At 29.5% G+C, this 21,039-nt stretch carries 19 protein-coding genes; 13 read left to right on the top strand and 6 right to left on the bottom strand.

Features of this window, described 5'->3' with window-relative positions; translation table 11 throughout:
- Positions 1–112 precede the first annotated feature (112 nt).
- The 6 genes from BUB47_RS02440 (at position 113) to BUB47_RS02420 (ending at position 5,898) form a co-directional block, all read left to right on the top strand.
- Positions 113–2,329 (top strand): S-layer homology domain-containing protein, encoded by a 2,217-nt coding sequence (locus BUB47_RS02440; RefSeq protein WP_073183365.1) that lies wholly within the window; start codon positions 113–115, stop codon positions 2,327–2,329.
- A 138-nt stretch (positions 2,330–2,467) separates the two neighbouring features.
- Positions 2,468–2,938 (top strand): 2-thiouracil desulfurase family protein, encoded by a 471-nt coding sequence (locus tag BUB47_RS02435; protein WP_073183363.1) that lies wholly within the window; start codon positions 2,468–2,470, stop codon positions 2,936–2,938.
- A gap of 109 nt (positions 2,939–3,047) precedes the next feature.
- Positions 3,048–4,136, top strand: a complete 1,089-nt coding sequence (locus BUB47_RS02430) for a PfkB family carbohydrate kinase (RefSeq protein WP_073183362.1) — start codon at positions 3,048–3,050, stop codon at positions 4,134–4,136.
- 122 nt (positions 4,137–4,258) lie between these two features.
- Positions 4,259–4,348 (top strand): pseudouridine-5'-phosphate glycosidase, encoded by a 90-nt coding sequence (locus tag BUB47_RS10220; protein WP_143270585.1) that lies wholly within the window; start codon positions 4,259–4,261, stop codon positions 4,346–4,348.
- Entirely contained in the window at positions 4,338–4,859 is a 522-nt protein-coding gene (locus tag BUB47_RS02425; RefSeq protein ID WP_083529037.1) for an acyl-CoA thioesterase, read from the top strand. Before BUB47_RS10220 ends, BUB47_RS02425 begins: the two co-directional genes overlap by 11 nt.
- Positions 4,860–5,001: 142 nt before the next feature.
- Positions 5,002–5,898, top strand: a complete 897-nt coding sequence (locus BUB47_RS02420) for an LCP family protein (RefSeq protein ID WP_073183360.1) — start codon at positions 5,002–5,004, stop codon at positions 5,896–5,898.
- A gap of 51 nt (positions 5,899–5,949) precedes the next feature.
- On the opposite strand, the gene BUB47_RS02415 is transcribed toward BUB47_RS02420, so the two are convergent.
- Genes BUB47_RS02415 through BUB47_RS02400 form a run of 4 tightly spaced genes read right to left on the bottom strand, consistent with a single transcriptional unit; the run spans position 5,950 to position 9,754 of the window.
- Positions 5,950–7,230 (bottom strand): hypothetical protein, encoded by a 1,281-nt coding sequence (locus BUB47_RS02415; RefSeq protein ID WP_073183359.1) that lies wholly within the window; start codon positions 7,228–7,230, stop codon positions 5,950–5,952.
- Between the two features lie 21 nt (positions 7,231–7,251).
- Complete coding sequence (locus tag BUB47_RS02410; protein ID WP_073183357.1) at positions 7,252–8,532, bottom strand: hypothetical protein; 1,281 nt, start codon at positions 8,530–8,532, stop codon at positions 7,252–7,254.
- Positions 8,533–8,536: 4 nt separating this feature from the next.
- Positions 8,537–9,382 (bottom strand): ABC transporter ATP-binding protein, encoded by an 846-nt coding sequence (locus tag BUB47_RS02405; protein ID WP_073183355.1) that lies wholly within the window; start codon positions 9,380–9,382, stop codon positions 8,537–8,539.
- Positions 9,383–9,391: 9 nt separating this feature from the next.
- Positions 9,392–9,754: a GntR family transcriptional regulator gene (locus BUB47_RS02400; protein ID WP_073183353.1), complete on the bottom strand. Its 363-nt coding sequence runs from the start codon at positions 9,752–9,754 to the stop codon at positions 9,392–9,394.
- 134 nt (positions 9,755–9,888) lie between these two features.
- Between BUB47_RS02400 and BUB47_RS02395 the strand changes: the two genes are divergently transcribed.
- From BUB47_RS02395 to BUB47_RS02385, 3 genes are read left to right on the top strand one after another with little or no spacing between them, the layout of a single operon-like run.
- Positions 9,889–10,170 carry a DUF503 domain-containing protein gene (locus BUB47_RS02395; RefSeq protein ID WP_073183352.1) on the top strand — a complete coding sequence of 94 codons (282 nt, stop codon included), beginning with the start codon at positions 9,889–9,891 and terminating at the stop codon, positions 10,168–10,170.
- Positions 10,171–10,176: 6 nt separating this feature from the next.
- Complete coding sequence (gene nth / locus BUB47_RS02390) at positions 10,177–10,824, top strand: endonuclease III (protein ID WP_073183350.1); 648 nt, start codon at positions 10,177–10,179, stop codon at positions 10,822–10,824.
- Complete coding sequence (locus BUB47_RS02385; protein ID WP_073183348.1) at positions 10,824–12,215, top strand: VanW family protein; 1,392 nt, start codon at positions 10,824–10,826, stop codon at positions 12,213–12,215. Before nth ends, BUB47_RS02385 begins: the two co-directional genes overlap by 1 nt.
- A 186-nt stretch (positions 12,216–12,401) precedes the next feature.
- Here BUB47_RS02385 and BUB47_RS10215 read toward each other — a convergent pair.
- Positions 12,402–13,768, bottom strand: a protein-coding gene (locus tag BUB47_RS10215) for an IS3 family transposase (RefSeq protein WP_407639555.1) whose coding sequence is annotated in 2 segments (ribosomal slippage) — positions 12,402–13,294 and positions 13,294–13,768 — 1,368 coding nt in all. Because the reading frame shifts where the segments join, the coding sequence is not laid out codon by codon here.
- 565 nt (positions 13,769–14,333) lie between these two features.
- Positions 14,334–15,863: a bifunctional metallophosphatase/5'-nucleotidase gene (locus tag BUB47_RS02370; RefSeq protein WP_073183345.1), complete on the bottom strand. Its 1,530-nt coding sequence runs from the start codon at positions 15,861–15,863 to the stop codon at positions 14,334–14,336.
- Positions 15,864–15,954: 91 nt separating this feature from the next.
- On the opposite strand from BUB47_RS02370, the gene BUB47_RS02365 reads away from it, so the two are divergent.
- The 4 genes from BUB47_RS02365 to rlmD are packed head-to-tail and all read left to right on the top strand — an operon-like array spanning position 15,955 to position 20,829.
- Positions 15,955–18,120, top strand: coding sequence for a DNA topoisomerase III (locus tag BUB47_RS02365; RefSeq protein ID WP_073183343.1), 2,166 nt, complete (start codon positions 15,955–15,957; stop codon positions 18,118–18,120).
- Entirely contained in the window at positions 18,117–18,725 is a 609-nt protein-coding gene (locus BUB47_RS02360) for a hypothetical protein (protein WP_073183341.1), read from the top strand. The genes BUB47_RS02365 and BUB47_RS02360 overlap by 4 nt, the downstream gene beginning before the upstream one ends.
- Entirely contained in the window at positions 18,722–19,552 is an 831-nt protein-coding gene (locus tag BUB47_RS02355; protein ID WP_073183339.1) for a CvfB family protein, read from the top strand. The genes BUB47_RS02360 and BUB47_RS02355 overlap by 4 nt, the downstream gene beginning before the upstream one ends.
- Before the next feature lie 5 nt (positions 19,553–19,557).
- A complete protein-coding gene (rlmD, locus tag BUB47_RS02350; RefSeq protein ID WP_073183338.1) occupies positions 19,558–20,829 on the top strand; it encodes a 23S rRNA (uracil(1939)-C(5))-methyltransferase RlmD in 1,272 nt (423 codons plus the stop codon).
- Positions 20,830–21,039 lie beyond the last annotated feature (210 nt).

The raw sequence follows: 21,039 nt of genomic DNA, 5'->3' as shown, positions 1-21,039 counted from the left end.
GATTGTTTTTTGTGGTAATTAACATTTTACACGAAATACAAATTTGTTATGAGTTTTTATTTTAGGTGTCGCATTTAATTTTACAATCTATCAAATTAAAAGGAGGAGAATTATGGAATTTAAAAATAAAAAAACATTGAAAGTTATGTTGATGGTTTTAGTGATGATAATCGGTATAAACCAGATAGCACCAAGTATTGTTGTTGCAAGTGAGGGTACAGAAATTATAAAACTTCATGAAGTAATCCCTGTAAATACTGATGAGTATCCGGATATAGAATTTGGAGAAGAAGAGAATATAAAAAGCTCAACATCATATTTCAAGGATTCGGTAAAAAGTGTATTTGAAGAATGGAATTTAAATATACCAGACTATATAGATTCTTTTATAAATGAAGATTTGAATAAAACAAGTTCTGGTAGAGTTGAACAAATAGCGAAATATGAAAGCAAAGATAAAATACTATCAAGTGATATAGAAGATTTTTTAAACGAACTATATTCCATGCAATATGATTTATATAATAATTTTAAAAACGTATATAATAAATATCTTTTAGAAGCAAATTATGAAAATGAGATTGCTACAGGAATGTTGAACTATTATAGTGACTATCAACAACGTGTTTTTTCACCTTTTGTAAATTATCAAATGTTAGGAAATAAACAATCTAGTTCAGAGACACAGTACTTAGAAGAAGCTTATGATAAGATATATGACAAATTGTCAGAAAAAATAAAAGAAGAAGATTTATTAAAAGAAGAAACTTATAAATTGATGAAAAATGCAGTTTATGATTGGATTAAAGAAACAGATATTGATTATATTAAAGGATATATTGCCCAAGTTAACCAATATTTAAAGTTAGCAAAAGAATTGGGCTATATGTATGATGAAGAAAATGAATGGATTTATAATATATATTCTGAAGAAGAGCCTGGAAAATCTAGAGAACTTAAATTAAAAGATTTAACAAACGGGGACTTATTTGGACTTGATCCCACATTTTTAGAATTTTCTATAGACAAAGATGGTGATGAGTTTTTAACTCCAGAAGAAATTTGGGATAGTGAAGGGTTTCAAGAAATTGTAAGTGGTGTGATTAGTACCATAGAAGATAATGAAGATAGTTCAAAAGATGAAGTAATAGATTTGATTTATGCAACTATAATCACGCAATATGGAGCACTAAGCATGCCGGGATCAGGTCAACAACCTATAAATATGACATTACCTCAGTTTATTCATAGAGCTATGAACGAGATAAGTAATTTTGGAAAAAATGAACTACCAGAAATAAGTAGTTGGCAAACTGAGGATGGCAAACTACCATATGATATCTATAGAAAAGAAAATTATATAAAAGTTCCTTATGTAATATTTGTAAAGTATATGGTAACCTATGATAATAATGCTGAAAATACAACTGGGAAAATACCAATAGATGAAAATAAATATGATGAAGATGATAATGTAACTATACTTTCCAATGGAGATTTGGCAAGAGCAGGATATACATTTAAAGGCTGGAATACAAAGGCAGATGGAAGTGGAATATCTTATAAAGCAGGAGATACATTTAAAATAACAGCAAATACTACACTTTACGCTCAGTGGCAAAAAGATAGTGAAGATTCAGGAACAGGTTGGACTTGGGGTGGAACTACAAGTAAAGAAAAGCCAAAAACTGAAGAAGTGTTAACTCACATTGCGTATTTAAACGGTTATCCTGACAACACAATAAGAGCACAGGGCAGTATTACAAGAGCAGAAGTAGCAACAATATTTGCAAGATTAAAAGTAGGAGAAGCAAATATTCCTACATCTAAAGCAAACTATAGCGATGTAAATTCAAGTGATTGGTATGCTAAATATATAGCCTTTGTAACAGATAACAAAATAATGGAAGGCTATGAAGACGGAAGCTTTAGACCAAATGACAAAATAACGAGAGCAGAATTTACAGCAGTAGTAGCAAGATATAACAGTTTAGCAGATATGACTTCAACATTTGAAGATGTAATAGGACATTGGGCAGCAGGTTATATTGGTTCAGTTACTGGTAAAGGTTGGATAAATGGATATCCTGATGGAACATTTAAACCTGAAAAAGACATTTCAAGAGAAGAAGTGGCAACAATGGTAAATAAAATGCTAGACAGAAAAGTTGATAAAGATGGATTAAATAATCTGGGAGTTAAAAACTTTAAAGACTTAGATAATTCCAGCTGGTCATATTTTGATATAGTAGAGGCAAGTAATTCACATAGATCAGTGAGAAGAACACTTGGCGATATTATTGAAGATTGGAAAGAATTAATTAAATAATTAAATGTATTTTAAATTTAAGCGCAATATAAGTTTAGAAGTTTTAAAAAAGAGTATCTATCTATATGTAGATACTCTTTTGCTTTATAATATAAGTATAATTTAAAAAAAGATAATTAAAGTCACGTGGGAGTTATTATGAGAAAATCAATAGCAATAAGTGCTTGTTTTTTGTTTAATACAAGATATGATGGCAAAAAAGTTGAAAATAAAAGCGTTTTAAACTTTTTAAATGAGTTAAAAGAAAATAATATACATATTCAATTTATTTGCCCCGAACAATTGGGGGGATTAACTACACCCAGAGTGCCTTGTGAAATAGTTAATAACAGGGTTATAAATAAAGAGGGAAAGGATAATACTTTAAACTTTAAATTAGGTGCAGAGAGTAGTTTAGAAATTTTAAAGTTTTTGAATATAAATACAGCTCTATTAAAACAGCGAAGTCCATCTTGTGGATGTGGAAAGATTTATGACGGCACATTTTCAGGAAATATTAAAAGTGGAGATGGAATTACTACAAGCCTCTTTAAAGAAAATGGAATTGAAGTTTTTACAGAGGAAGATTTAGAAAGTGAAGATTTTCTGAAGAAGTATTTTAGCTTATAAAAGTAAGTTCAATGTTGCAGAGTCAATATGATATAATTATATATTACTTGATAAAAAATTTAAAAATTTTATATAAGTTTGAGAAACATTATATAGAAAGGGTGATATTTTGACGCCAAGAGAAAGTGAAATAATGGATTTAATAAAACAAAATCCCACTATTTCGCAACAGGAAATTGCAGATATTTTAAATATACAGAGATCTTCCGTAGCTGTTCACATTAACAATTTAAGTAAACAGGGATATATATTGGGAAGATGCTATATATTAAGAGATGAACCGTATATTACTGTAGTTGGAGGAGCAAATATAGATATTGTAGGTTATTCAAATGAAAAACTTATAGAAAAAAGCGATTCAAATTCCGGACATGTAATGCAATCTTCTGGAGGAGCAGGACTTAATATATCAGAAAACTTAGCTAGATTGGGACTTAGAACTTCTCTAATTTCAGTCGTTGGAGAAGATGAAAGAGGAAAAAATATATTGGCGGAGTTGAACTTATTAGATATTGACACGGGAAATATGTTTATAATCCATAACAGCAATACATCAGTATATTTAGCTATATTAGATGAAAATAGGGATATGAATATTGCAATAAATGATATGGATATAATGGAAAAGTTTACGCCACTACTTATATCAAAGAGAAAACAGATAATAGAAAATGCAGAAGTAAGTGTAATTGATACAAATTTAAGAAAAGATACATTGAAATATATTTTAAAAAATATTGAACAAAAACACTTTGTAGATGCAGTTTCCGTAAATAAGTCCAAAAAACTTATTGGACTCTTAGATAATATATACTTTTTAAAAGCTAATAAATCTGAAGCTGAGTGTTTAAGTGGCATGGAAATAAAAGATGAAGAGAGTGCAAAACTTGCAGGAAGAGAATTAATTAATAAGGGCGTAAAGACAGTGGCAATTACTTTGGGAGCTGTAGGAAGTGTATATGTAGATAGAGAAAGTGAAATATTTATAAAAGCTAAGCCTGTAGAAGTTATAAATCCTTCAGGGGCTGGAGATGCCTTTATGGCAGGTTATGTATATTCTCATATAAATGGTTGCAGCGCTGAAGAGTGTATGGAATTTGCATCAGCAGCAAGCAGAGTTACACTTAAATCAGCTAGGACGAGCAGTGACTTTTTAACAGTTAAAAATGTTGAAGAGGAAATTGTCGGTGTTAAGTGAGAAATTAATTAAAAACATATGGAAATGGATGAAAATAAATAATTAGTGCCATAAAAAATGTACTAATTAAGGCAAGAAATAAAATATAAAGGGAAAGGAATAAAGCGCCTTTCTTATTAGAAGTGTTAAAGGCAATAGGCGAAAACTCCTTGAAGGCCAATATAACACTGTTAAAAAACAATACGAAAGTAGGGTCACAAATTGCAAGATAACTATAAAAATAACAATTATAAAACAACGTCTGATAGCAAAGTAAAGACATCTTATATAATAATGCCGTCAGATTTAAATGAAAAGAAAAATTTATACGGAGGAAGACTTTTAGACTATGCAGACCACTTAGCCGGCTCAGTGGCAATAAGACATGTGAGAGGTTCTGTAATTACGGCATCAGTAGATTCCTTTGACTTTATAAAACCCTTTCACTTGGGAGACTTTTTATTGGCAGAGGCATTTATCTCAGGTGTGGGAAATAAATCTATGGAGATATTTATTAAATTTTTTGGAGAAGATGCCATTACAGGTGAGAGATTTTTAGGAGCTTATTGTTTTTACACCTTTGTTGCTACAAATTTAAAAGAAGGTGAAACTTTAGCTAAGATTATTCCTGAATCAGAAGAAGAGAAAAAAATTATGGCAGGATATGAAGATAGAAAGAAGAGAAATTTAGATAGAGTAAAGAGAAATGAAGAATTTAAAAATTTTATAAAATTAGAGTACTAATTATAAAGTTTAAAGATTTTATGAATATAAGAGCCTGTTAACAGGTTCTTTTTTTATAATAAAACCGGTAAAGTTAGAAATTAAGCATCTTAAGAACATGTGGTATAATGGTGTTTAAAATAATAGAGAGAAGGCTTAATTTATGGGAAAAATAATCAAGAGAACTTTTATAGTTGTACTATTAATTTTAATTGTATTAATTGCTGGAAGTGTTTACTTCCTAACAAATATTGATAAAAATTTAGATAAGGATGTATTTTTAAATAAAGATATTATAAATATTTTGTTGGTGGGAAAAGAAACATCTTCAACTGTGGAAAATGAAAGTGAAGACCTACCTGTACATACAGATACTATGATGGTACTAAAAGTAAATAAAAAATTAAATACTGCAAATTTAATATCTATACCAAGAGACACTTATTTTGAATACTTGCCGGGTTCAAAGAAAAGACACCAAAAAATTAATGCGGCATATTTTTTAGGTGGTATTGATACAACTAAAGAAGTAGTTGAGGATTTATTAGATATAAATTTAGATTATTACGTTGAAGTAGATTATAAATTAGTGGCAGATATTATAGATGCCTTAGGTGGAATAGATATAAATTGGGAGTATGATGACTATTACTACAAAGATGATTGGACTGTACCTCCGCTAGTTATTGATTTAAAAAGAGGACCTAATCACTTAGATGGAAATAATGCAGTAAGTTACTTGAGAACTAGAAATGTATATGCAATTCCGGACCTTGGCAGAATAAATGCTCAACAGGAGTTCTTACTAAGTCTTTTAAATAAGATAAAAGAACCTAAAAATATATTTAAACTTCCGGAAATGGTATCTCTATTTAATAAAGAGGCAAAAACAGATATAGATTTTAAAGAGAGTATATCCTTAGCGTATTACGCTTATAAGTATTTAGATAAAGAAAATTTATCTATAGTTACTATTCCAGGAGCTGATTTGAAGATAGGGGGAATAGACTACTATAAAGTTGATGAAAAGACAGCCAGACAAATATATCTGGAAGATTAAATTATAAGTAAGTAATATAAAAAAGAGCCTTTAAAGGCTCTTTTAAAATATTTACATATTTTTAACTGGTGGAAGTATTGAAGTGCCTGTTTCAACAAATTTCTTTGTCCCGTTAAAGCTCACAATCATCATAATAATACTTACGATGGCAAAGAAAATAGTTACTTTTAAACTGAGGTGTTGGAAGAGCATATTTGAAAGTATTGATATTGTAAGGCAAAATATAAATACTGCATTTTTGCTAATTATATTAAGAAGCTCATAAATACTATAAGTGATTAAACCAAATGCAATTGCACTAATGTATATATTTATATTGCCAGCATTAAAGATTGGAAATACAAAATTTGCAATTAATACAATAAATAAACTGGATACAGCGTATATAACGAACTTTATACTCCTTTCAAAAATGTGAAACTTTATTAAATTAATGGGAACTCCAATAAACATTTCGTGTACATCAAATAGGTCGTAAATAGATATAATACATATTGGAACTAGCATTAAAGTTTTAAATACTATTTCAGAAGTACTCGTAGACTTTATAATAACGTCAATTAATATAAAGAGATAAATTGCAAACATTAATACATTTGAATAGTTTATACTACTCCAAGATTTTAATTTTAATAGAAAGTTAAAATTTGTATCTTTTTCATATTTAACCTTTTTATCAAGCTTATGTCTTTTACTTTTAACAGCTTTGTTTTTGCTATTAAATTTAAGTGACACTATAAATAAATATACAAGTAGTCCTACAAATATTATAAGGCTGGCTGTTAAGTAAGTAGTGTTTTCTGTAAAGAATATGCTATATATATTAAATATATTAGTTCCTAAAAATACATTTGATAAAAGTAAACCTATTAATATAGAAGTTAAAATCTTAGGATATTTACCACTTTTTGAAATTTGATAAATTGTAGTAAATAGCAATATATTTAATATCCAAATATAGAAGTTAAAGAACAGTTTGTCCTTAAAAATAAAAGCTATAATTAAGTAAACTAAGTAAAAACTTAAAAATATAAAAGTCTTATAAATTAGTAAACTAAAAGGATAGAGCTTAAGACTATCTAAAGGGTAGGATAGCAACAATTTTTTATTGGGTTCAACTAGTGGAATATAAACTAGAGCTACTATTGAAGCAATGATAAAGTAAGCAGAGATTTGAGTTATAAAGGCCATTTTCCCAATGTCGCTACCAAAAGTTCTATAGTTAGTTAAAAATGCAAAGAATATAAAGGAAAGATAAGTAATAAATATTCCCTTAAACATTCCTCTTGCAGTAATGTGATTTGCAATCAGCAGTTTTTTAAAATTTTTCATAATTACACCTCCTAATTAAAATTAATTCGATTTTCCGACAATAATCTGTATACCATGTTTATTTACTGAATTTTTAAAAAATATATAGCTTAAAAAGTAAAGTGATATTGCAATTATAAATAGAGCAATTATAATATAATTATTTTGTATCATGAGATGTTTTGAATTTATATTTCCAATAAGTACAAAGCTCCAAAAAAGTGTTGATATATTACTAAATAAAAATTCATAAATACTTAATATAAATAAACTAACTATAATGCTGCTCATAAAACATTTAATAAAATTTTCATATAAATTAATCTTAGTTATAGAAAAAAATATATAAATTAATAATATTGTAACTGTGAACATTATTAATTTTATAAATTTTTCAATTTTACACATTTTATTTATATCAATAGGAATCCCTATAGTTAAACTATAAATCTTAGGGAAATCATATAGTGAAATAAATAAAAAAGGAAAAAATAATATTGGGTAGTATATTTTATCTGTTATAGTTAAATCACTTGTTAAAAACTTTACTATAATAAAAATTATAGTAAATAGAAATAAAATAATATCATTAGACTTTATTACACTCCACTTTTTGAGTTTAAATATTAAACTAAGCTTGCTTTCTTTTTTAAAAGTTAGTTTTTTATTGTTTTTTGATTTATATTTTAATTGTATATTTTCTCTATATACCATTTTAGTTTTAAATGTCAAAACTCTAAGAAGTAGAGCTATAGATAGAAGTATTGTGAAAAATATAGAAAGCTCTATATATTTGCTTATAGATTTAAATAAAAACTCACCTAAAAGAGCCAAGACTAAAATACAAATAAAAGTTAAAAGAAATTGAACAGACTCTTTTGTCTCTTTATCTATGTGAACATTGTCTTTATAATAGGTTTTTAGCAGAGAAGTAAAAAATAATATATTTACACTCCAAACCATTCCACTTGTATAAAAACTTTCATTGAGAAATATAGCTAGAATTAAATAAACTAAATAAAAGGGAATTAACACAGCTACTTGGGAGATAAAAATACTAAGGGGATAGGTATTTAAATTGTCAATTGGAATAGAAATCATAAATTTTCTATTAAGTTGCATTAAAGGAATGTAAAATAATATAACTGTAGAAAATATATAAAATACTCCTCTTAAAATTGAAGCAGTAAGACTTGGATTAATATTTGGCAGACTGTGCAATAAAACAAGTCCAACTGCAATAAGATACATAGTAAATATCCCTTGGAAAACTCCCTTTCCAATTCCATAATTTATTTTTAAAAGCTTTTTAAAGTTTGTCACAGTATCACTTCCTATTTAAGTAGTACATAATGTCTTGAATAGATGCATTTTCAACTATAGCATCTTCTGGAATTAAGATGTTTTTATTGCCAAATAGGCCTTTAAAGTAGTATTCGTTTTTTTCAAATCCAAAGAAGTCAGATTCATTTAAAGACTTGGATTGTTCAATTGTGCACTTGAGTATCTTGTACTCGTCTCTCATTTCTTCAATGCTCTTAGAAAATACAAGCTTTCCATTGTCTAAAAAAGTTATATAGTCAGAAATATTTTCCAAGTCCTCAGTTAAGTGAGTTGAAAATAGTATTCCGGCATTTGTTCTCTCTCTATATTCTAAGAGTATTTTCATAAGTTCTCGCCTGACAATTGGGTCAAGTCCTGATGCAGGTTCGTCCATTAATATAAGTTTTGCATTGTGTGAGAGGGCGAGGGCAATTTGACATTTCATTTGATTTCCCTTTGACTGCTCGCCAAGTTTTTTTAGCTTTTGAATGTTTAGCTGTTTAATTAATTCTTCAAAGTACTTTTCATCAAAGTTAGAGTACAGATTTTTATAGATGTAGCCCAGCTTGTCTAAGTTTAACTTTTCAGGATAAATTGACTTGTCAAATACAAAACCTATGTTATCTTTTATTGCTACGTTGTTTTCGATTGTGTTGTCCAGTCCGAATATTTTTATTTTGCCACCTGTGGGTTTAATAACATTCATTATTAAATTAATAATTGTGGTTTTTCCTGAACCATTGGGGCCAATTAGTCCCATAATATAGCCTTCGTCAAGGTTAAAGGAAACATTTTTAAGTTCAAATTCAAAGTCATAATAATCTTTACTTACATTAATTAGTTCTAACATAGTACCACCTCATAAAAGTTTTATTAAATCAATTATAGTTTCTTTGGAAATGCCGTACTCTTTTGCAGAGTTTAATATGTCTGAAAGTTCTTCTTGAAGTTCAACCATTTTAAATTCTCTAATGCGTTCGATTTCTTGAGCGCTGACAAAGCTGCCCTTTCCGGGCAGAGTAAATATAAGCCCTTCTTTTTCAAGTTCGTCGTAAGCTCTCTTTACTGTTATTATAGAAATTTCAAGAGATTTAGATAGGGAACGAATTGAGGGAAGGGGATCATTTTCTTTAGCTCTGCCCGTTAAGATTTCTGTTCTTATTGAATTTACCAATTGCTCGTAAATCGGGATTTTTTCTTTGCTTGATATTAAAATATTCATATTATTCACCAACTGTTATAACTGTTATAGTTTATGATTAGATTATATATACAGTTATAAAAATTGTCAATAGACAATAAGTTACATTTTGGTAAATTTCATTTAATAAATATTTTTTATGTTATAATTATTTTATGATTATAGGAACTTGTAAAATAGAGTTAAGGCTGTTCTCTCCAAACAGTTTAAAGGAAAAGAGAAGGATATTAAATTCTTTAATTGAAAGATTAAAAAACAAATTTAATATTTCTGTGGCAGAAGTGGGTAGTAATGAACTATGGCAAAAATCCACTTTGGGAATAGCAGTAGTAACTAATAATACTTCACATGCAAATGAAGTGTTGGACAAGGTCATAGATTTTATTGACGACTTTGCAGATGTGGAAATAATAAGTGTAAATATAGAAATATTATAGGTGGCTATGAGAAAATTATTAACTAAAAAAGAAGTAAAAGAAGTGCTGGAGATTCTCGAAAGATGTTATCCCGATGCTCATTGCGAGCTAGATCACAATAGTCCCTTTGAGCTCTTAGTGGCGACAATTCTCTCGGCGCAGTGCACTGATGTAAGGGTAAACAGTATTACCAGTGAGATGTTTAAAAAGTACAACAAGCCCATAGATTATTTGGAGCTGGGGTTAGAGGGACTTGAGAAAATTATTAAGCCCTGTGGATTTTATAGAAATAAGGCAAAAAATATACTATTGACTTCAAAAAAGATTATTGAAGAATTTGACGGTGAGGTTCCAAAAACTATTGATGAACTTATGACTCTTCCGGGAGTTGGGAAAAAGACGGCAAATGTAGTTGCATCAACGGCATTTGGTGTTCCGGCTATTGCAGTTGACACTCATGTGTTTAGACTTGCAAATAGAATTGGATTTGTAGATGAAAAAGATGTTGAGGGAACTGAAGCAGTTCTTCAAAGAAAAATTGAAAAGAAGTCTTGGACACTGGCTCATCACTTGTTAATATTTCATGGAAGACGAGTGTGTAAGGCAAGGAGCCCAATGTGTGAGGAATGTGAGATAAGAAGTTATTGTAGATATTATTTAAGGAAAGTTGGATAATGCGGAAGAAAAATATAATTATAGGAGGTTCTTCTATACTTTTATTGCTTTTTATTGCACTTATATATTTTAATGGCGAGATGAAAAACGAAAAAATTCATCGTGGAGTTAAAATTGATGGAGTAAGTGTTGAAAATTTAACAAAAGCAGAGGCAATAAAAAAGATAGAAGAAGCTAAAGAGGAAGATAGACAAAATTTAAGTTTAAAGTTTAAATCGGGAGAGCAAACTTATTCTATAAGTTATGTGGATTTAGGGTTTACAGCAGATGTTAAAAGTGCTGTAGATGAAGCGTATCAAATTGGTAGAAAAGACAATCCTATTGTAAATTTCTTTAATGTAATTAGCTCGGGAACTTTAAATAAAAATATTAAAGTTGAGGAGAGTTTTAACTCACAAGATGTAAGCGATTCAATAAACAACTTGGTAACGCAGGCTTATATTGAACCGCAAAATGCCACAATGACTTATTCAAAGGAGCATGGATTTGCCTTATCAGAGGAGAAACAAGGTCAATATGTAGACTCAGATAAGTTAAGAGAGCTTGTGAATGCAAATATTAGAAGTGAAGAAGAAATTGAACTTCCAATAATAAATTCAAACCCTGAAGTGTTGGCCAGTGATTTTGGTGGAATAGATGGACTTTTAGTGGAGTTTTCAACTGACTACGCCAGATCTAATAAAAATAGAAAAGAAAATATTGCACTGGGAGCAAGTTTTTTTAACAACTTGTTAATTAAACCATCTGAAGAAGTGTCTTTCAACGATACAGTTGGAGATATTAGTTCGGAGTCGGGCTTTAAAGAAGCCGGAGTAATAGTAAATGGAGAGTTTGACAATGGAATCGGCGGAGGAATTTGTCAGGTTTCTACAACTCTATATAATGCACTAATAAAATCAGATTTAGAAGTAACTGAAAGGTATAATCACAGTAGGCCTATATCTTATGTTCCCTTGGGAACAGATGCGGCAGTTGTGCATGGATACAAGGATTTAAAATTTATTAATAATACAGACCACAATTTATATATAAAGGCTCATGCAGACGAAAGTGAACTTACTTTTCAAATATTTGGAAACAAAGCAGACAGAGACTATGAAGTTGAAATTATTCCAAAATTAGTGTCAACAGCACAACCTAAAGTGATAAATCAGTATTCAACGGAGCTAGAAGAAGGCGAAAGCCAAGTAAAAAAAGCAGGTTCCAAAGGGTATCACTATGTGACTTACAAGGAAATTGTAAAAGATGGAAGTGTGGTTAAGTCAGAAAAGATTTCCAGTTCAAATTATATAGCACAAGATAGAGTTGTATTAATTGGAGAGGGAAAGCCAAAGAGTTCTGAAAGCAATAATTCTAATAATAGTAGTAATAAGAATAAAGACATAACTTAATTTTTAGATATTAAATAAAATTTTTATTAAAAGGAGCCTTTAGGCTCCTTTTAGACTGTTGACAAAGTATAAATAAACATAATATTATCTATATTTTCCATTTGATTTCAAATTTATTTTTAAAATTTTTGGGAGGGCGAAGGAGATTGCGATTTGTACTGACCCCAAAAAGTTGGACACATTAATTTAAGCAACAGAGGATTGAGTTCTAAATTTAATAGGACTCATTCCTTTTAATTTGCTTTTAATCCTTTTTTCATTATACCATTTGATATATCCTTTTAGCTCCTTTTTAAAATGCTCCATACTTTCAAATTCTTGTAAATACAACAATTCTGACTTAAACAAACCAAAGAAGTTTTCCATCACTGCATTGTCCAGACAATTTCCTTTTCTAGACATGCTTTGTTTTATTCCTCTACCTTTTAAACGAGATTGATATGTTCTATGTTGATATTGCCAACCTTGATCTGAATGAAATATCAATCCCTCCAAATCTTTATGTTTTTTAAATGCTATATCCAACATTTCCATTACTTGTTCAAAGCAAGGTCTATTATTTATTGAATAACTTATTATTTCACCATTATACAAATCTAAAATTGGAGAAAGATAGAGTTTTTCACCAAACATTGAAATTTCTGTTACATCAGTTACCCATTTTTCATTTGGTTTACTTGCTGTAAAGTTTCTATTTATTAAATTATCAGCAATCTTACCAACCATCCCTTTATATGATTTATATTTTTTAATTCTTACTTTGCAAACTATTCCCAATTCTTTCATAAGTCTTTGAACCGTTTTATGATTGATTAAAATACCTAGATTTTTAAGTTCAAGAGTAATTCTTCTATATCCATATCTGCCCTTATTATAATTAAAGATTTCTACAATCTTATCTTTAACATATAAATACTTATCAGGAATATCTATTTTACTCAGATGGTAGTAAAAAGTTGACCTTTTTATATCTATTATTTCAAATAGTAATTTTAAGTCATAATTATGCCTTAAAGAGTTTACTACCAATGTTTTTTCTCTATTTGTGAGTTCAGTTTCCCCTCTTTTAAGGCTATTGATTTTTTTAAGTAATCTACCTCAGCTCTTAATCTTGTGTTTTCTAAAATTAATTCCTCTTTTGTTTTATTTTCAACAAAGTCCTCATATTCAGTATTATTCTTATCTTTTTTCATTTCGCTTTTTTGTGGATTCCAGATACTTTTACTTAATAGTCCACTTTCTCCTTCATCGTTATATTTCTTTATCCATTTATTAAGAGTAACCGTTCCCGGAATTCCAAATATTGCTGAAGCATGGGCTATGGATAAATTATTATCTTGTACATATTTTACTGCATAAAGCTTAAATTCACCAGAATATATTTTAGGCTTAGTATCCAGACATTTTTCTCCATGATACTTATACATTCTCCACCATCTACTACCACAAGAACATGAAATACCCAACTCATAGGATGCAGAAGTGATAGAATATCTATCAGATAACATTAATTCAATAAATTTCTTTTTTATTTCCAAATCATATTTAGCCATACAAAAATGCACCTCCAAAAATTAGTATTTTATGTCTAACTTTTGGGGTGCACTTCAATTTCTCCTCATGCCCTCCCAAACCCTCCCATTTAACAATCTATAGAAATCTACGATTTCGTAATAGATTTTATGCAAGAATTCTCCATGAGCATTAGCGAGTGGAAAGAATTTACTGCTACACCTCTGAAACGCTTTTGGGTTGTTTAATAAGTTTAGTTGTTTTTTAATTTGAAAGTTTATTAAAATTCCAAAGTTAATTATTTTTATAGGAAAGATGCAATAAAAATAATTTGCAGTATTTGTCTTCACTCAGAAAGGAGCCTAAAGGCTCCTTTCAAGTTAGATATAAATCCTTATTTTTTAAAAGATTTTTAAATATTCGAGGGAGAGCAAAGGAAATCTAAGATTTTCCCTCTTTAACGTCAAGCAGTATTTTTCAACACTTATGATTAAAGTTTTATTATAAAGTGGATTGTTTAAACTGAAAATAGTATTTTAAGTAAATATTTAGTATGTATTAGATTTTAAAAGTACTTAAAAAAATTTAATCAAATACTAAAGGAATCTAGTATTTGATTAAAAAGTTAACTTTATTGTCATATATATAAGTTTTATTTAGAAGAGTATTAAAATAATCTTCAGCTAATTCTCTAATAGTTCCTCTTTTGTGAAAGTGTTTGTCAATATATTTTGTAGAAGCTGTTTTATCAAAAGTTTTTCCATTTAAAGGGCCTTTCTTTGAAATTAAAAAGTTCATTCTATACTCATTCATTCCAATGATAATCTCATCACTATCTAAAACATCAATGCCATTTAAATATTTAAGTTCAATTAATCTGTGTTGACCTTGTTTTTTTAAGTCAATTGCATAGTTAATATTGCCAAATACATCTAAAGTCTTGTATTTAAAGAGAGCTCTTTTTTCGTTTACAGAAATACTGTTTGTATCTTCACTGTAGTCAAAGTAATCATAACTCCAAATAATATAGGTTTTAAGGTCAAGTCCTGTAATTTTATAAGATGTAACTTCTCCTCCATCATAGGAGTAGAGTTTAGCCATATTATATCTTTTTAAAGGACCGTTTTTTAACACTGCGTTTTTATTGTCAATTTGAAAGGCAACTACATCTGCTTTAGAATTTTGAAGCATAATTTCAGTTAATAAGTGATTTAAAGGGTTGTCCTCTAAGTCGTAGTTAAAATTTCCTACAATTCCACTAACATATCCAATGGTCTCATTTGTATACTCCAATATTTTTTTGTGATAGGGCTCATATAATTTTAAAATCTTTTCAGATGGATTAAAATTTGAAAGGTCAACTAATTTTGAATTTTTATTAATTAATTTTTTTTCGTCAAATTCCAACTCTATCTTTGAAACTGTATTTGCATAGGCAGAAGTTTCAGTTATTAAAATATTTTTGTAAAATAATTCTTCAATGTCTTTGTGAGTGTGACCGCATACAATTACGTCAAATAGCTGAGGAGAGTTAATATTGTCCAAGACAGAGTAAAGACCTGAGTTGGGAACTGAGTTTTCATCTTGAAGTCCCATGTGAAACATTCCAATTAAAATATCAGATTCATTTGCAAGTTCTTTAATTAGCTTATTTAGTATTGGAACGGGATTTTCTATTACCAGACCTGCAAGGGATTCCTCTTTTTCAAATTCATTAATTAGAACAGTATTTATACCTATAAAGGATATTTTTATACCTCCAATTTTAACAGTCTTGTACTTATTAAAAAATGCACTATTTGAATTCGCCATTAGGGCAGTGCCGTTGAAGTTTGAAATGATTTTTTTTAGCTTTGGAAAAGAAAAATTAAACTCATGATTGCCCATATTCCAAATGCTGTAGTTCATATTATTCATAACATTTACAACTGGATTTGGAACTTCGTCAATAAATAGCTCTGCAAAATTTCCTTGAATAATGTCGCCATTGTCCACAATTAATTTATATTCGGTTTTATCTTCTTCATAACAACTATATATATGTGCAAGGCTGTGGTTTAAACTACAATTGGCAGCGTAGTCATAGGGATAAATGTGGCCATGCACATCTGATGTAGCATAAATATTTATTTTCATAATGATAGATTATCATATAGAGAGCTTGAAATAAAGACCTTTAGTAATTTATAGGTATGTGTTAAAATGTTTTTGACGAGGAGAGAAAAATATGAAAAAACAGTTAATTCTGGCAGAAAAACCATCAGTTGCAAGAGATATTGCAAGGGTTTTAAAAGTTAATAAAAATCAAAAGGGCTATTTTGAAAGTGAAGATAAAATAGTTACATGGGCACTGGGCCATTTAGTTACACTTTCAACACCTGAAGAATATAATAAACAATATGCAAAGTGGAATATGGACGACCTTCCAATAATGCCAAATAAAATGAAATTTACAGTTATAAAAAATTCAAGAGCTCAGTTTAATACTGTGAAAGAGCTTTTAAATAGAAAAGATATATCAGAAGTAGTTATAGCAACAGACGCAGGAAGAGAAGGAGAACTTGTGGCAAGGCTAATACTACTTATGTCAGGCTACAAGGGAAACCTTAAAAGACTTTGGATATCTTCTGTTACAGATAAGGCGATTAAAGAGGGCTTTGCAAATTTAAAAGACGGTTCAAAGTACTATAATCTATACTTAAGTGCTCTTGCAAGGTCTGAGGCAGACTGGCTTGTTGGGATAAATGGTTCACGAGCGCTTACACTTAAATACAACGCAAGATTATCTTGTGGTAGAGTTCAAACTCCCACTTTAAATATTATTAAAATGCGCGAAGATGAAATAACAAATTTTAATCCAAAGAAGTATTTTAATATTAACGTCTCAACTAAGACGATGAACTTTAGCTATATAGATGATAAAAATTCTATGTCTATAAGCAGTGAAGAAAAAGCAGATAGTATAGTAGAGAGTGTAAAAGGCAAAAAACTTAAAATTACTAAAGCAGAAGAAAAGATAAAAAAGAAATATCCTAAAGAACTCTATGATTTAACGAATTTGCAAAGAGATGCAAATGTGAGGTTTGGGTTTTCAGCAAAGGAAACATTAAATATAATGCAGGACTTATATGAGAGACACAAGGTGTTGACATACCCTAGAACTGACTCAAAGTACTTAACTGACGATATAGTTCCCACTATTCCAGAAAGACTAAGGGCAATGAGCACGGGAAAGTATAGGCCTTATGCAAATCAAATACTGAAGACTAAAATAAAGGGCAGTAAAAACTTTGTAGACAATAAAAGAGTAAGTGATCACCATGCAATTATACCTACAGAACAAACTCTTAGAATAGATGAACTAAGTGATAAAGAGTTAAAAATTTACGATTTAGTTGCAAAGAGATTTTTATCTCATTTACTAAATCCCTATGAATATAAAGAAGTAAAAATTTATGCAACTTGTGAGGGACATAATTTTATAGCTAAGGGCAAAATTGATATAGACCTTGGATATAAGCTCTTAGATAACTATGAAGAGGAAATAGATGAAAATCAAAGGTTATATGATTTAAAAGAGGGCAGTGAAGTTGAGGTGAGTTCTGTAAAAAAATCATCAAAGCTAACTTCTCCACCTTCATACTTTAATGAAGGGTCCTTACTTTTGGCAATGGAAAACCCGGCAAAGTACGCCTCTAATATTAGTTCGAAAAAAGCTACAACTCTAAGAGAAACGGGAGGAATAGGAACAGTTGCAACTAGAGGAGATATAATTGAAAAATTATATAGTTCAGATTTGGTTGAAAATAATGATGGACGCCTTAAAACCACAGGAAAGGGAAGACAACTTTTAGAGTTAGTTCCTGAAAAGCTAAAGAGCCCTGAACTGACAGCAGACTGGGAGTTAAAACTTAAAAAAATTGAAAGTGGCCAGTTAAAAGATCAAACTTTTTTAACTGAAATCAGAGAATTTTCAAAAGAAAATGTAACAGAAATTAAAAACAGCAAATACGAATTTAAACATGAAAATGTAACTACTACAAAGTGTCCTGACTGTGGCAAGTTGATGCTTAGAGTAAATAGAAAAGATAGAGAGCTTTTAGTGTGTCAAGATGCAGAGTGTGGATATAAAAAGACTATTTCAATTTTAACTAATATAAGATGTCCAAACTGTCATAAGAAGTTAAAGTTTTTAAAGGACAATGATACTTATATTTGTGAAACTTGTGGCTATAGAGAATCTAAGGGCAGTATGGACAAGAAATTTAAAGAAAATAAAAATAAGATGTCTAAGACAGATGTAAAAAAATACCTTCAAAAACAAAGTGGAAATGAAGCTATAAACAATACACTTGCTGATGCACTAAAGGGATTAAATTTAGGTGACAAATGATCAATTTTTTTAAAAAGAAAAAGCAAGAAAACACTTTTAAAGAAAAAAGTATATATGAAAGAATTATAGAAGCTGAAGAAAATAGTAACTTAAGTAAATTAAATATAGTAAGTGAGAATTTTAAAGAGGACAATAGAGGCAATTATGAAATTAAAATACTGGATGGCGAAAAGACCAGTAGAATAGATACCACTAAGTTAAATGAAGCCATTTTAAAATTTTATAAAAGAGACCATTCAAGTGTAGAATTAATATGTGAGTACTTTAAAGACAAGAGGGCAATAGAAGCATTTCCTGAATTTGAGTCCTTTATATTTTCACTGGAAGTATTTGAAGAAAAGAAACTTGCAGGGCTTTCAATACTTTTAATGAGAGATGTCACTACAGTTGAAGCAGTAAAATTTGGAATATTACTATCTTATTTTTACCCCTTGGTAAACTATCCGGCAGCTGTAAAAATAATCACAGACCTTGGAATATATCCTGAGTTTACCTACTATAGTTTGTCTGTTTTAAAACAGTTGAACTACTATGAAGTGGTTAAGGACAATATTCTTAGAAGAGGTTTAGAAGAAGCAAGAGAAATTGAGAGGAAGATGAAATGAAATTAGGAAAACACACTTTAACAGTTAAAAATATTACAAAGATAGGTGCCTATTTAACAGATGGCAACGAAGATATCTTTCTGCCTAAACATGATGAAGAAGAACTTAAGCCCGGCCAAAAACTTGAAGTATTTGTATATGACAATTCAAATGGCAATAGAGTAGCAACGAAACAAATGCCATTAATTCAAGTTGGAGAGATGAAAAAACTAACAGTAGTATCAAAGACAAAATATGGATACTTTGTAGACATAGGTTTGGAAAAAGATGCCTTTTTACCATATAAGGAAACTCCTGGTAGAATAAATGAGCATGAAGAATATCTAATGATACTCTACATTGACACATCTGACAGACTTTGCGTTACAACTAGAATTGGCGACAGACTAAAGAGAAATGACGATGAAAAATATAAAATAAATGACATTGTCAAAGGTACAATCTACAGCAAAAGTGATAAGGGCGCATATGTGGCAATAGACAATGAATACGACGGAATGATTTTAAGTGAGGATTTAAAGGGAATTTATAAAATTGGAGACGTTGTAGAGGCAAGAGTTCAGAGGATTTTAAGAGATGGAAAAATAACACTTACTCTTAGAGAAAAAGCCTATAAGCAAATGAACTACGATGCAGAAATACTCTTAGAATTTATTGAGGACAATGACGGTGTTTTAAACTTAGGTGACAAATCCGACCCTGAGGTTATAAAAGAAATTACAGGACTTTCTAAATCTGCATTTAAAAGGGCAGAGGGAGCTCTCTATAAAAATAAATTAGTAGAACTCTATCCTGAAAAAATTGTATTGAAGAAGAAGTTAAAGTGAAAAATATGAAATTAAAAATAATAGATTTTGACTACAAGGGAAGAGGAGTTGCAAAGTACGATAATAAGACAGTGTTCTTAGACAGGGGAATAATTGGAGATACTGTTGAAGCTGAAATTATTGGAGATAAGAAAAATTACTATACAGCTAAAGTTATAGAAACTGTAGATAATTCTAAAGATAGAACTAAATCAAAGTGCATATATTCAAAAAGCTGTGGAGGTTGTGACTTTTTAGAGTATGACTACAAAAAACAGTTACTTTGGAAGAAGACAAAAGTTGAAAATGATTTAAGAAGAATTGGCGGGGTGGATAGTCCTGTAAATGATACACTTGGAATGAAAACTCCCTATAGATATAGAAATAATATTCAACTTAAAGTTCAAGACGGAAAACTGGGCTACTACAAGAAAAACTCAAGAGAACTTGTAGAGATAAACGAGTGCATAATTGCAAAAGATGAGATAAATAACGTTATAAAAATACTGAAAAATTGGAATGGACTTAAAAGTGTAAATACTGTTTCAATTAGAGAAAACTATCTTGGAGAAGTAATGATAGTATTTGTCACAAGTGGAGAAGTAAAGAAGTTTAACACACTACTTCCAAATTTAATCGACAGTAAAGTTGTGGCAGTTTTTGAAAATAAAAATACAAGTGGGCACTATAGATTTGGGAAAAAATTTAAAAAACTATATGGTGAAGAATTTATAACAGAAGAACTTTTAGGGTTAAAGTTTAAATTATCTCCAAGGTCGTTTTTTCAAGTAAATCACAGTCAAACTGAAAAACTTTATAACACTGCAATAGACTTTTTAGATTTAAAAAACAGTGATACACTGTTGGATTTATACTGCGGAATAGGAACGATTACACTTCTAGGGGCTAAAAATGCTGGAGAAGTTGTAGGCGTGGAAATTGTTGAAGATGCAATAGAAGATGCAAGGGAAAATGCAGAGTTAAACAACATTGACAATGTTAGATTTATTTGTGGCAAGTCAGAAGAAATAGTTGAAAAACTTCTTGAAGATGAAAATTTAAGCTTTAATAAAATTATACTTGACCCACCAAGAACGGGATTAAATGAAGAGTTAATTGAAACACTTCTTAAAATTGAACCTGAAAAAATTTCCTATATATCTTGTAATCCTTCAACACAGGCAAGGGATTTAAAACTGCTAAGTGAAAAATACAGTGTGGACCTTGTTCAACCAGTAGATATGTTTTGTAACAGTGTTCACATTGAATCAGTAGTGGGATTAAATAGAAAAATTTGAAATTTTTAGTATAAAATTTTCAAATAATAGATAAATATAGACGAGACATTCAGAAGTGAGTGTCTTTTTTTGTATGAAAAATTACTTAATTGTCAAGTTATTTATAGGAGATAAACGACAATTTAATAAAGTTATTTTTAGCTGTAAATTAAAAATCTATTGACAATGATTAATTTAATATAGTACAATTCAAAATGATACTATTTATCA

The sequence above is a fragment of the Anaerosphaera aminiphila DSM 21120 genome, from assembly GCF_900129925.1.
GTDB classification, from domain to species: domain Bacteria; phylum Bacillota; class Clostridia; order Tissierellales; family Peptoniphilaceae; genus Anaerosphaera; species Anaerosphaera aminiphila.
The sequence above is the reverse complement of the archived record's forward strand: the minus strand, read 5'-3'. Positions and strand labels throughout refer to the sequence as shown.

Bases quoted from the DNA above. Each gene is read 5' to 3' on its own strand.
- BUB47_RS02440 (WP_073183365.1), top strand. From the start codon at position 113: ATGGAATTTAAAAATAAAAAAACATTGAAAGTTATGTTGATGGTTTTA.
- BUB47_RS02435 (WP_073183363.1), top strand. From the start codon at position 2,468: ATGAGAAAATCAATAGCAATAAGTGCTTGTTTTTTGTTTAATACAAGA.
- BUB47_RS02420 (WP_073183360.1), top strand. From the start codon at position 5,002: ATGGGAAAAATAATCAAGAGAACTTTTATAGTTGTACTATTAATTTTA.
- BUB47_RS02415 (WP_073183359.1), bottom strand. From the start codon at position 7,230: ATGAAAAATTTTAAAAAACTGCTGATTGCAAATCACATTACTGCAAGA.
- BUB47_RS02405 (WP_073183355.1), bottom strand. From the start codon at position 9,382: ATGTTAGAACTAATTAATGTAAGTAAAGATTATTATGACTTTGAATTT.
- BUB47_RS02400 (WP_073183353.1), bottom strand. From the start codon at position 9,754: ATGAATATTTTAATATCAAGCAAAGAAAAAATCCCGATTTACGAGCAA.
- BUB47_RS02395 (WP_073183352.1), top strand. From the start codon at position 9,889: ATGATTATAGGAACTTGTAAAATAGAGTTAAGGCTGTTCTCTCCAAAC.
- nth (WP_073183350.1), top strand. From the start codon at position 10,177: ATGAGAAAATTATTAACTAAAAAAGAAGTAAAAGAAGTGCTGGAGATT.
- BUB47_RS02385 (WP_073183348.1), top strand. From the start codon at position 10,824: ATGCGGAAGAAAAATATAATTATAGGAGGTTCTTCTATACTTTTATTG.
- BUB47_RS02370 (WP_073183345.1), bottom strand. From the start codon at position 15,863: ATGAAAATAAATATTTATGCTACATCAGATGTGCATGGCCACATTTAT.
- BUB47_RS02365 (WP_073183343.1), top strand. From the start codon at position 15,955: ATGAAAAAACAGTTAATTCTGGCAGAAAAACCATCAGTTGCAAGAGAT.
- BUB47_RS02360 (WP_073183341.1), top strand. From the start codon at position 18,117: ATGATCAATTTTTTTAAAAAGAAAAAGCAAGAAAACACTTTTAAAGAA.
- BUB47_RS02355 (WP_073183339.1), top strand. From the start codon at position 18,722: ATGAAATTAGGAAAACACACTTTAACAGTTAAAAATATTACAAAGATA.
- rlmD (WP_073183338.1), top strand. From the start codon at position 19,558: ATGAAATTAAAAATAATAGATTTTGACTACAAGGGAAGAGGAGTTGCA.